Source organism: Nitrosomonas sp. Nm33 (assembly GCF_900107265.1).
Taxonomy (GTDB): domain Bacteria; phylum Pseudomonadota; class Gammaproteobacteria; order Burkholderiales; family Nitrosomonadaceae; genus Nitrosomonas.
Genome location: NZ_FNPJ01000087.1, coordinates 1 through 10,948 on the forward strand (window position 1 = coordinate 1; position 10,948 = coordinate 10,948).

Sequence of the window (10,948 nt, forward strand, 5' to 3'; positions counted from 1 at the left end):
TACGATGGGCATACGCTTACAGCATCCTTGGAACAAGTTCACAAACTAACGGGTATTGCGCCAAAGGAAGTTTATGTGGATCGGGGTTATAGAGGACACGCGGTGACGGATACGGTCAAAGTATGGATAGCAGGAGCCAGGCGCGGCGTCACGGTGGCGATCAAAAAGAAGCTCAAGCGGCGCAGTGCGGTGGAGCCCGTGATCGGACATATGAAAAACGATGGGCGTCTGGGGAGAAACTTTTTGAAAGGCGCAGCAGGCGATGCCATGAATGCCTTACTGTGCGGTGCTGGCTATAACTTGCGCAAGATTCTGCGCCAACTGGCGCTTTTGTGTGCTCGTTTGGGAATCAATATTAATCGGCTATTGATTGACAATATGCCTAACCTACAACTTAGTAGTTGAGAAAAAGGGTTTTTCAGGGACGACTATATAGCATTTGTTTCCTTTCCCTTTCCTTTGGAAGTCATGATTGCTAGAAATGATCTTCTTTTTTCTTTGGTACTCTGTCGTGTTTGTTCAATACCCAACAATTGAGCATAAGGTAATGGGTCGTTGTGGATAGCATCACGCACACAAGGCCAGATAATAGATTTCATGACTGGATCAGTATTCAGTTTTAATAAAATTTGTTTTTCAATAAATTCTTTATCATTACTGGTAAGACGTTTAGTTTCATTTCTGCTTAAGCCATAGTAACGGGCAACATCCAAATGGAACTGATTAATCAATCTAAGCAAGTTACCCTTGCCACCCATGATTTGATTACCCTGCATTTTGTTATTCACTAAAGGCAGAATCAGTGCATGGGCATGGGGTGCGCTTTCGTCCAGATGAACATCAAAGGATAGCAGCACACCCGGTATTTGTTGCTTTACCCATTCCAGACAATCTTTGAAGAATGGCTGGGTGTCCTGTTCGTGTCGGTCTACAGGTAAACTGAAGATAATCTCTAATGCCATTACCTGATTAATGCGGGGTTTATCAATGCCAGCCTGAACCAGCAATACTTTTGTATGACGGTCGATTTGCTCCGCAGTATCTGTATTGGTCAATGAATAGTTGAATGGTGTTCTGAATGGGTCAATATTCCCACTTGTGCCCCGTTCAGCCTGCAATATGCGCTTATTGTGTTTCAACGCATTCAGAATGCCATTCTTACCTTTTACCTTACCTAGTCTCAGCAGGTGGCTTGCTGCCATTGTTTATTCATCCACTAACCGGGATAAGTAAAGATATATCGCCCATAGTTCGACCAAACTAAGTGATGCCACATCTTCGTTTATCTCAAGGTGAGAATAACGCACTAACAGCATTTCAAGGCGTTCCAGCCATGTTTGATCACTCATGATTCAAACCACTACGCAAGACATAGCAACCGACACGGTGTTTATCCCCATTTTCCGCTTCGATGACCTGCCATATTGTGTCTATGATGTATCCTAGTTTGCGCAGCTGTAATATTCGAGCAGGTGGGTGGTAAACACCTAATCCACGGCTTGCCTCAAAGGTATTGATGCTGAATAAACTCAAAGCCCGCAATAATCTGGCACATTGCTGCTTAACTGAATTACCGCTAAACTCCTTATTGATTTCTTGAAAAGCCGCTTCTTTATGGGGCGGTATTTTTTTGTCCATGTTATGCCCCTTGATTTCCGGTTATTGCCAATGCTGCGCGTAATTCACCGACGTTCCAGCAGGTGGTACGCGGTGATAATTTGCGGGGTTTAGGAATTCGACCTGCTTTTACCCCTCGCCAAATACTAGCCGATGAACATGCATATAAAGCCTGAACTACTGGCTGTCTTACATTGGCAGTATCGGGAAGTTGATCGAAGTTTTTTAGGGCTTCTGGAATTGAGATAGATTTAGTTGTACTAGTTTGTTGAGACATGTTAAGCACCTTTATGTTATTGGGTGCTTCACACAATATTGCATTAGGGTACCTTTACGGCAAGAGGTAACGGCCTAATAGTAGGCCAAGGGTGGGGTGAGGCCTTTACTTCCCTCTTGCATTATCTGGTCTTGTTATTATATCTATTGCCTCAGCTTCCCGTTTACTGAGTTTATATTCTCCCATTAACCAATCAACGATAGCTTCTTGTTTCATCTACGTATTACGATCAGCTATATCGAATTGATTACCGTAATAGCGTTCAAGAACTTCTTTCTGTATTCTCATTAACTTAGTCTCGTGATAGCCATGAGAAATCGTTTTATCTATCGCAGACTTATTTTCTTGAGCACCAAAGAAAACATCTTTTTCACCAATATGTTTACGAAAAGCTGAACGCCTTAATTTTATAGTTTCATAGTTAGTGCCTTGGTATTCATCGAAATTAGCTTCAAAAAAATGTTTATGAATTTCCAAATGACTATTTTTAAAAAAATATTCTTTTGCCCATTCCAAATAACGACCGGATGATTTTTGCTCCTGATAATATCCACTCATAAAAAAATAAATAAATTGATTATCAGAATCAGGAACTTTAATAAATTCATCTAAATCATTTTTTTTGTATAGTGGAACTCCCTTGAAAACAAAATCATAAATAAAAAAAACTGAATAAAGTAAACTATCTTTTAAATAATTGAATAAACCAAATTTAAAAAAATTAATATCTTCGGCTCTTGTAACTATATTTCTGATATCAATCTCTTCATAAAAAATATGATTTTCCATTACCTGAATTAAAGGAATGTATTCATTTATTCCTGATTTGTATCCATTGATTTTATTTATAAAAATCTTGGCTAAATCTTCATAATCATTTCCAAGTCCAAGTAATGGATTTCTGAGTTTTGATTTAAATGGATTTTTAGATAAATCTCCCTCTTGAAGAATTTCTTCAAGAAATGATTTTGTTAATTCTATTGGTGATAATTCAGCCCACTCTCGCACACAAGCAAAAAATTCATTACTAGATAATTTATGATTTCTTAATATATCTAACAGTTGTTCTTTTGTGCTTTCTTGATTTTCTTTACACATAGTGCCCCTTTGCACGCCCTTAAATCAGAAACCACGCCAACCGGATAAGGGTTCCCGGTGTTCACCCCGTCGGGCTAGGCGCAGTTAAACTTGATCAAGCTTTTTGAAAATTTATCACCTTAGCACCTGCTGCCAGCTCATCCAAGTAATCAGCCCACCATTGCATCATTTCCCGCCGCTTGGGCAGATGTTCAGCAAAGTTATAGCTAGCTGATACCTTGTTACGTTCTGCATGGGCTAATTGTCGTTCTATCGCTTCATGTGGCCAGCCATGTTCATGTAATAACGTACTGGCCATGCTACGGAAACCATGCCCAGTCATTTCGTCTTTTTCATAACCCATGCGCCTTAATGCTGCATTGACGGTATTTTCAGACATTGGTCTGTCGGTACTTCTTATGCTTGGAAAGATATATTTGCCATGCCCTGTTAATGGCTGGATAGACTCTAATATCTCAATAGCCTGACGTGATAGCGGGATGATGTGTTGCTCACCCATTTTCATTTTGTGGCCGGGTATGCGCCATTCTTTCTTATCAAAATCAATTTCTGCCCATTCTGCCTGACGTAATTCACCCGGCCGGACGAATACCAGCGGGGCAAGCTGTAACGCGCATTTAGTGGTATATGAGCCAATAAAACCGCTGATTGAGCGTAGCAATGCACCTATGGCCTTTGGGTCGGTAATGCTGGCATGATGCTTTGCTTTGACTGGTGTTAATGCGCCCTTTAAATCGCCGCCAGGATCACGTTCAGCACGTCCGGTTTGTATGGCATATCTAAACACCCGGCCAATATATTCCCTTGCTCGTTGCGCTTTCTCGTGCGCCCCACGGCTTTCTATTTTGCGTAGCACTGCCAGTAAATCAGGCGCGTTAATATCCTTGATCGGTCGATTACCTAACCAAGGGAAAATGTCTGCTTCCAGGCATCGTTTTATATTAGCTGCTGTTGATTCTGCCCAGGTCGCTGATTGCTTGGTGTGCCATTCAAGTGCGATGGTTTGAAAGGTGTTATCAAGGGCGTGTTTTTTGACTTGCTTATTGACGGCCTTCACTAGCGCCGGGTCAACATCCTTAATCAATAGATCACGTGCTTCATCTCTTTTCTTGCGTGCAGCAGATAGGGTAATAGCTGGATAAACACCAATAGCCAAAGTCTTTTGCTTACCTGCATATCGGTAGTTCATGCGCCAATACTTGCCGACGGATTTCACCAGCAAATATAAACCGCCACTGTCGGTTAACTTATATGGTTTGTCTTTTGATTGAGCATTACGTACTGCGGTATCTGTAAGCATTGATGGTATCTCACTGCTGGAATCAGAAAGTATCATCAAAAGTACCATCAAATTGATGGTATGTACAGATACCTTGTGATACTACCGGAAACTACCAATCGTTCTGAAAGATAGTAAATTCAATGGATTTGATACTATGAGATACTGCTTGAAATGTTTGTTTGGTGCCGGGAGGGGGAATCGAACCCCCATGATGTTACCATCGCGGGATTTTGAGTCCCGTGCGTCTACCAATTCCGCCATCCCGGCAGTCCCTTACTTTATTTTTAATTTTATTTCGGGCGAGGCGCAATTATTACTGAAAATAGCAGGCACAGCAACATAGAGCTTGTGAAAAAATCATAGCACGTGATCAAAGAGCAAGGGAGACCGAATCTAATTACAAGATATATCAAGGAGATATATACTAAAAATAAGTAATACAACTCAACGCAGATATCTGAGCATGAAGTAGATTTTTTCACAAGCTATAGTTGCAGCAATTTTGACTAGAAGAGCAACATCCTCTGAGTATCCATACCCAAGCAAAATGTGCGGATAGCTTGTGCACCCCTGTATAATAAGGGCGATGAAAATTCAGGATTTTGATTTTTTTCTACCCAGTGATTTAATTGCTCAGTTTCCGCCTCAGCATCGAGCAGATAGTCGCCTGCTTTATTTGGATAGCTCAAGTAACAAATTTCAAGACACTTTCTTCATTGATTTACCGACGTATCTGCGCGCTGGTGATGTTATTGTTTTTAACGATACTCGAGTGATCAAAGCGCGGCTATGGGGCATCAAGCAAACTGGTGGCAAAATAGAAGTGATGGTAGAACGAATACTCGATTCCCATCATGTTTTAGCAATGATACGTGCCAGTCATGCTCCCAAGATCGGATCGAATTTATTGCTGGAAAATAAAATTAATGCAGTTGTTCAAGGGCATGAACAAAATTTCTATATACTGCACTTCGCGCATGAGCTTCCGGTAATTGAGTTATTAGAGCAATATGGTAGCCTGCCATTGCCACCCTATATTGAGCGACAAGTTACACAGTTAGATGAAGATCGTTATCAGACGATTTTTGCAAAAAAAACTGGTGCAGTCGCTGCACCTACCGCGGGTTTGCATTTTGATGAAGCAATGCTAGTAAAATTGCGTGAAATGGGTGTAATAATCACCTATGTAACATTACATGTCGGCGCTGGAACATTTCAACCTGTTCGAGCTGAAAATATTTTAGATCATCAAATGCATACAGAAATTTATCACATACCAGCAGCGACGATCGATGCCATCCAACAAGCAAAGCATATTGGTAATCGCGTGCTAGCAGTCGGCAGCACATCACTGCGTGCCTTGGAAGCTTGCGCTAACGCCAATGATGGTGAATTAAAGCCAGGGTATGGTGAAACCAACCTTTTTATTACACCCGGTTTTAACTTCCACATCGTTGATCGATTACTTACAAATTTTCATTTACCACGTTCCACCCTCCTTATGATGGTATCTGCTTTTGCGGGAATGGAAAATATCCGCCGCACTTATCAGCATGCCATTACCCAACGTTATCACTTCTTTAGCTATGGTGACGCCATGCTCATCGAAAGAAAAGTATGAAATTTGAGTTGCATCACGTTGATAGTGGCGCCCGACAGGGAACATTGACACTTACCCATGGTAAAGTAGAAACACCCGCTTTTATGCCGGTAGGAACATATGGGGCAGTAAAAACTGTATCACCGACAGAATTACAAGAAATTAATGCAAAAATAATATTAGGTAATACTTTTCATTTATGGTTGCGCCCCGGTTTAGACGTCATTGAAACACATGGAGGGCTCCATCGCTTCATGGGATGGAATGGCCCAATACTCACTGATTCAGGAGGCTTCCAGGTTTTTAGTCTCGGTAAACTGCGTAAAATCAGCGAACAAGGCGTGGCATTCCGCTCGCCGGTAAATGGCGATATGTGCTTCTTAACACCTGAAGAATCCATGCGTATTCAGCGTATACTTAACTCTGATATTGTCATGATCTTTGATGAATGCACCCCCTATCCAGTTGATATTTCAACTGCAAAAGCCTCCATGGAACTTAGTTTACGCTGGGCGGAGCGATCAAAACGTGCACACGATGGCAATCCTAACGCACTTTTTGGTATTGTTCAGGGGGGAATGCATGAAAATTTGCGCGACCAGTCTCTCGCTGGCTTACAGCAGATTGGTTTTGATGGTTACGCTATTGGCGGCCTGTCTGTGGGTGAACCTAAAGCAGACATGCAGCGTATACTCACTCATATCGCACCACAATTGCCGCTTGATAAACCCAGATACTTGATGGGAGTGGGTACGCCAGCAGATATCGTGCATGCGGTCGCACAAGGCATTGATATGTTTGACTGCGTCTTACCTACACGCAATGCACGCAATGGCTGGCTCTATACACGAAATGGCATTATCAAATTACGGAATAGTCGATATCGTCTGGATACTTCACCACCAGATGAACAATGTCCCTGCTATACCTGCCGTCATTTTACGCGTGCATATCTGCATCATTTACAACGAACAAATGAGATTCTTGGTGCACGCCTGAACACGCTACATAACCTTTATTATTATCAGCAACTCATGAGCGAAATTCGCACAGCAATTGAACTTGGCCAATTTGAACGATATGCACGAGAATTTCAGGCAGCGTGTTAAAATATAATTTTTAATCTTTTTTCTTCGGGAGAAAATATCATGTTGATTAGTGAAGCCTTTGCTCAAGCTGCCAGTGGCACTCAACCTGAACCAAATTTAATGAGTTTCCTGCCGCTAATTGGGATTCTTGTTATTTTTTATTTTTTATTGATTCGCCCACAATCTAAGCGCGCCAAAGAGCAAAAGCTAATGAGAGAAGGATTACAAAAAGGCGATGAAATTATTATTAGTGGAGGCGAATTAGGTCGTGTCATAAGTGTAGGAGAAAATTATATCACGATAGAAATAGCACCTAATGTTGAAATAGTCGTACTCAAAGCTGGCGTGCAAACCTTATTGCCTAAAGGCACGCTAAAAAGTATTGATACAGGTAAAAGCAGTAAAGCGCTTAAAAACAATAAACCCCAAAAAGCAAGTGATACTCAGGAAAGTAGCGATGAGGGCACCAATGTTTCACCTGCTAGCGAATCACAAAAAGAGAGCAGCAATAAAAACTAAAAGATTCATTAAAAATTACACATTTGGTTAATTTACCCTCTTTTCCCTTTTTTATAATTCATTTGACACCATGAACCGCTACCCTCTCTGGAAAAATTTGATTATTGCGATCACGCTTCTTGTTGGGTTGCTTTATACCTTACCCAATTTTTATGGCGAATCACCCGCAATACAAATTTCACCACTACGAATCACAGCAGAGGCTGGATTACCACTATTACAGAAAGTAGAAAGTGCACTTAATAAGCATGGCCTAATTAGTGAGGGAATACTTACCGAGGGAAATAGTATCAAAATTCGTTTTGCTGATACGGATGTTCAAATTAAGGCAAGAGACATCCTGCAATCAGAGCTTGGCACCGATTACATTGTTGCGCTCAACCTTATTCCGAATTCTCCAGAATGGTTAAATAATATTGGCGCATTACCAATGTATCTAGGACTTGATTTACGCGGCGGAGTCCATTTCATGCTGCAGACTGATATGGATGGAGCATTATCCAAAGCGCTGGATCGCTATAGTACCGATATTCGCAGTACTTTGCGTGAACAGAAAATATCATCTGCCGGTCTTGATCGACAAGATTCACAACTCATCATCAAATTCAGAGATGAGCAATCACGTTCAAAATCCGAAACCGAACTTAAGAAAATATATTCTGATCTGGATTTGCGCACCCAGGATACAGAAAGAGATTTTCGTCTGCTAGTATCGATTAAGCCAGAAGCACAAGCACGTATGCAAAGTGCCACCATACAACAAAATATCTCTACATTACGTAATCGTGTTAATGAACTCGGTGTGGCAGAGCCTGTTATTCAGCAGGCTGGTATAGATCGTGTCATCGTGCAATTACCCGGCGTTCAGGATACTGCCAAAGCAAAAGATATTCTAGGGAGAACAGCTACTCTGGAAATCAGGATGGTAGATGATGAAAGCGACATCGAAGCGGCGCTAAGAGGACAAATTCCATTTGGTACCGAGCTCCTTACTGAACGTGGTGGCGGTGCACTACTGGTAAAAAAACAAATATTGTTAACTGGTGATCGTATTACAGACGCCCAACCTGGATTTGATAACGACAATCAACCAGCTGTTCACGTTACCCTTGACAGCAATGGTGCACGCATTTTCAAGCAGCTGACACGAAATAATGTCGGCAAGCGTATGGCAATTTTACTTGTTGAGAAAAATCAAGCAGAGGTTGTCACTGCACCCGTTATCCGGGAGGAAATCGGTGGTGGGCGCGTGCAGATAAGTGGTCGAATGAGTAGCGTGGAAGCTCGTGATGTTGCCCTATTGTTGCGGGCTGGCGCATTAGCTGCACCAATGGAGATCATTGAGGAGCGCACAGTAGGGCCTAGTTTAGGTGCTGACAATATCACCAGAGGGGTCAATTCGACGTTATTTGGCTTCCTGGCTGTGGCTATGTTCATCATGCTTTACTATAGAGCAATTGGTGTAATTTCTGTTCTTGCACTTGGGGCAAATCTTTTATTATTAGTCAGCCTTCTTTCCATTTTGCAAGCAACATTAACTCTTCCTGGAATGGCTGCAATTGCACTTACAGTTGGCATGGCGATTGATGCAAATGTTCTTATTAATGAACGTATTCGCGATGAGCTTCGTAATGGCTTAACGCCACAACTAGCTATCAATGCTGGCTACGAACGAGCGCTTGGGACTATTGTGGATTCAAATATCACAACACTGATTGCAGGAATCGGATTATTTGCTTTTGGTTCAGGTCCAGTTAAAGGATTTGCTGTAGTGCTGTGTTTGGGTATTCTAACTTCTGTGTTCACAGCTGTTACTGTTTCTCGAGCGATGGTCAACTTGATATACGGTGGTCATCGTAAATTGGAAAGAATTTCAATTGGCACCGTCTGGAAACCTAAAACAATTAAGCGTTAATGATAAATAATCGCATATTCGGTTTTACCTGTATCGGAAAATACGAAAGGCTGATCTGAAATAGCTAATCAGGATTCTTAAACTATGGAATTTTTTAAATTTGAACGTGATATCCCCTTTATGAGTTGGGGGAAATATACAACTACTATTTCATTGGTGACTTTTATTGTCGCAGTTTTTTTTATTGTCACAAAAGGGTTGAATTTAGGGGTTGATTTTACCGGTGGAACTGTACTTGAAGTGAGTTACGCACAACCTGCCAATCTCGATAAAATTAGATCAGTCTTTGTTACGCTAGGGATACCTGATGCTTCAGTACAGAATTTTGGTACTTCTCGTGATGTATTGATTAGATTGCCTGTCAAGCATCAACTATCTAGTGCCAAATTATCAGAAACTGTAATAGCCTCTCTTAAAGAATTTGATGAATCTATAGTAATACGTCGAGTAGAATTTGTTGGCCCTCAAGTAGGCGATGAATTACTAGAGAATGGTGCATTAGCTTTACTGTTTGTATCACTTGGCATCGTGGCTTACCTGGCAGTACGCTTTGAATGGAAGTTTGGTGTTTCTGGTATTATTGCAAATTTGCATGATGTGATAATCATTTTGGGTTTTTTTGCTTACTTTCAATGGGAGTTCTCCCTTACAGTTCTTGCTGCAATTTTGGCTATCCTTGGTTACTCAGTAAATGAATCCGTTGTAGTATTTGATCGCATTCGCGAAAATTTTCGTAAAATGCGTAAGGCGCCCGCAGCACAAATTATTGATAATGCAATCACGCGAACAATGTCTCGCACCATTATTACTCACGGTAGTACCCAAGCAGTGGTTGTATCTATGCTTCTTTTTGGTGGGGAGACCTTGTATTATTTTGCATTAGCATTAACCATTGGCATATTGTTTGGCATCTACTCTTCTGTACTCGTTGCAAGCCCAATTCTCATGTTACTAGGGGTCAAACGCGAGGATTTAGTAAAACCTGAGAAAAAACAACAGGAAGAGGCTCTACCATAGCCTTAGAGAATTGCGCCTATTGAATAAGGCAAGATGATCAGATTTGTACAATATCATTAATTGGGATGTTCAAACTGTTGGCGCCATTGGCTATCTAAGTTTCCTTATCATGATAGCGCTTGGATCGGGCTTTGCTACAGTTCCAAGTACGGTTCCCTAGTCATGATCTCAGATTTAATTATCAAATTAAGCCAACTACTTCCTATTGATATAGAAATATGTGATGCTCTGCAAAGGAACCAATGCAGAAAATGAAAAGTTTCTTTGTTCGGCATGGGTATATCTCTACTTTTATAGGATACCCTATTCCGATTGGGCGTTAATATATCTCCCTCTCTGCTAATCTCGCAAAAATGAATTTATCTATATTTGGTATTTGTATTAGTTTAGGCGGCAGGAGTTTGAGGTGTTATTCTCACTTTGTTGAGATATTACGCTAGGGTCTGTTGACATTTCACACAGGTAGCCACAGATACCCGCATGCCATGGCAACCATACTTTCATAATTTCTCTTTAGTTTGTCGTATCGTGTTGC

Annotated in this window: 11 protein-coding genes, 1 tRNA gene and 2 pseudogenes; 6 read left to right on the forward strand and 8 right to left on the reverse strand. The window is 41.3% G+C overall.

The window, feature by feature from the left end; genetic code table 11:
• Nucleotides 1-405: pseudogene (locus BLV54_RS16210) on the forward strand (hypothetical protein); the annotation flags it as partial.
• Between the two features lie 23 nt (nucleotides 406-428).
• Here BLV54_RS16210 and BLV54_RS13285 read toward each other — a convergent pair.
• The 7 genes from BLV54_RS13285 to BLV54_RS13310 all read right to left on the reverse strand — a co-directional run bounded on the left by BLV54_RS13285 (nucleotide 429) and on the right by BLV54_RS13310 (nucleotide 4,541).
• Entirely contained in the window at nucleotides 429-1,202 is a 774-nt protein-coding gene (locus tag BLV54_RS13285) for a plasmid recombination protein (RefSeq protein WP_090572119.1), read from the reverse strand.
• 3 nt (nucleotides 1,203-1,205) lie between these two features.
• The gene (locus BLV54_RS16215; RefSeq protein ID WP_176969776.1) at nucleotides 1,206-1,349 is read right to left on the reverse strand and encodes a hypothetical protein; all 144 of its coding nucleotides are present in this window, start codon (nucleotides 1,347-1,349) and stop codon (nucleotides 1,206-1,208) included.
• The gene (locus tag BLV54_RS13290; protein WP_090572120.1) at nucleotides 1,342-1,638 is read right to left on the reverse strand and encodes a helix-turn-helix domain-containing protein; all 297 of its coding nucleotides are present in this window, start codon (nucleotides 1,636-1,638) and stop codon (nucleotides 1,342-1,344) included. Before BLV54_RS13290 ends, BLV54_RS16215 begins: the two co-directional genes overlap by 8 nt.
• A 1-nt stretch (nucleotide 1,639) precedes the next feature.
• Nucleotides 1,640-1,894, reverse strand: coding sequence for a helix-turn-helix transcriptional regulator (locus BLV54_RS13295; RefSeq protein ID WP_090572121.1), 255 nt, complete (start codon nucleotides 1,892-1,894; stop codon nucleotides 1,640-1,642).
• A gap of 216 nt (nucleotides 1,895-2,110) precedes the next feature.
• The gene (locus BLV54_RS13300) at nucleotides 2,111-2,992 is read right to left on the reverse strand and encodes a hypothetical protein (protein WP_090572122.1); all 882 of its coding nucleotides are present in this window, start codon (nucleotides 2,990-2,992) and stop codon (nucleotides 2,111-2,113) included.
• Between the two features lie 94 nt (nucleotides 2,993-3,086).
• Nucleotides 3,087-4,292, reverse strand: a complete 1,206-nt coding sequence (locus BLV54_RS13305) for a tyrosine-type recombinase/integrase (RefSeq protein ID WP_090572123.1) — start codon at nucleotides 4,290-4,292, stop codon at nucleotides 3,087-3,089.
• 162 nt (nucleotides 4,293-4,454) lie between these two features.
• Nucleotides 4,455-4,541, reverse strand: a tRNA-Leu gene (locus BLV54_RS13310).
• A 319-nt stretch (nucleotides 4,542-4,860) separates the two neighbouring features.
• Here BLV54_RS13310 and queA point away from each other — a divergent pair.
• The 5 genes from queA (at nucleotide 4,861) to secF (ending at nucleotide 10,413) form a co-directional block, all read left to right on the forward strand.
• On the forward strand, nucleotides 4,861-5,895 hold the full coding sequence (queA, locus tag BLV54_RS13315; RefSeq protein WP_090572124.1) for a tRNA preQ1(34) S-adenosylmethionine ribosyltransferase-isomerase QueA: 1,035 nt from the start codon (nucleotides 4,861-4,863) through the stop codon (nucleotides 5,893-5,895).
• Nucleotides 5,892-6,983: a tRNA guanosine(34) transglycosylase Tgt gene (gene tgt, locus BLV54_RS13320; RefSeq protein WP_090572125.1), complete on the forward strand. Its 1,092-nt coding sequence runs from the start codon at nucleotides 5,892-5,894 to the stop codon at nucleotides 6,981-6,983. Before queA ends, tgt begins: the two co-directional genes overlap by 4 nt.
• 39 nt (nucleotides 6,984-7,022) lie before the next feature.
• Nucleotides 7,023-7,481, forward strand: coding sequence for a preprotein translocase subunit YajC (gene yajC, locus BLV54_RS13325; RefSeq protein ID WP_090572126.1), 459 nt, complete (start codon nucleotides 7,023-7,025; stop codon nucleotides 7,479-7,481).
• 70 nt (nucleotides 7,482-7,551) lie between these two features.
• Nucleotides 7,552-9,396, forward strand: a complete 1,845-nt coding sequence (gene secD / locus BLV54_RS13330) for a protein translocase subunit SecD (protein WP_090572127.1) — start codon at nucleotides 7,552-7,554, stop codon at nucleotides 9,394-9,396.
• 84 nt (nucleotides 9,397-9,480) lie between these two features.
• Nucleotides 9,481-10,413 carry a protein translocase subunit SecF gene (gene secF, locus BLV54_RS13335; RefSeq protein ID WP_090572128.1) on the forward strand — a complete coding sequence of 311 codons (933 nt, stop codon included), beginning with the start codon at nucleotides 9,481-9,483 and terminating at the stop codon, nucleotides 10,411-10,413.
• 454 nt (nucleotides 10,414-10,867) lie between these two features.
• Here the strand turns inward: secF and BLV54_RS15750 are convergent.
• Nucleotides 10,868-10,948: pseudogene (locus BLV54_RS15750) on the reverse strand (IS5/IS1182 family transposase); the annotation flags it as partial.

Coding starts and splice junctions, on each gene's coding strand:
- BLV54_RS13285 (WP_090572119.1), bottom strand. CDS start 1,202: ATGGCAGCAAGCCACCTGCTGAGACTAGGTAAGGTAAAAGGTAAGAAT.
- BLV54_RS16215 (WP_176969776.1), bottom strand. CDS start 1,349: ATGAGTGATCAAACATGGCTGGAACGCCTTGAAATGCTGTTAGTGCGT.
- BLV54_RS13290 (WP_090572120.1), bottom strand. CDS start 1,638: ATGGACAAAAAAATACCGCCCCATAAAGAAGCGGCTTTTCAAGAAATC.
- BLV54_RS13295 (WP_090572121.1), bottom strand. CDS start 1,894: ATGTCTCAACAAACTAGTACAACTAAATCTATCTCAATTCCAGAAGCC.
- BLV54_RS13300 (WP_090572122.1), bottom strand. CDS start 2,992: ATGTGTAAAGAAAATCAAGAAAGCACAAAAGAACAACTGTTAGATATA.
- BLV54_RS13305 (WP_090572123.1), bottom strand. CDS start 4,292: ATGCTTACAGATACCGCAGTACGTAATGCTCAATCAAAAGACAAACCA.
- queA (WP_090572124.1), top strand. CDS start 4,861: ATGAAAATTCAGGATTTTGATTTTTTTCTACCCAGTGATTTAATTGCT.
- tgt (WP_090572125.1), top strand. CDS start 5,892: ATGAAATTTGAGTTGCATCACGTTGATAGTGGCGCCCGACAGGGAACA.
- yajC (WP_090572126.1), top strand. CDS start 7,023: ATGTTGATTAGTGAAGCCTTTGCTCAAGCTGCCAGTGGCACTCAACCT.
- secD (WP_090572127.1), top strand. CDS start 7,552: ATGAACCGCTACCCTCTCTGGAAAAATTTGATTATTGCGATCACGCTT.
- secF (WP_090572128.1), top strand. CDS start 9,481: ATGGAATTTTTTAAATTTGAACGTGATATCCCCTTTATGAGTTGGGGG.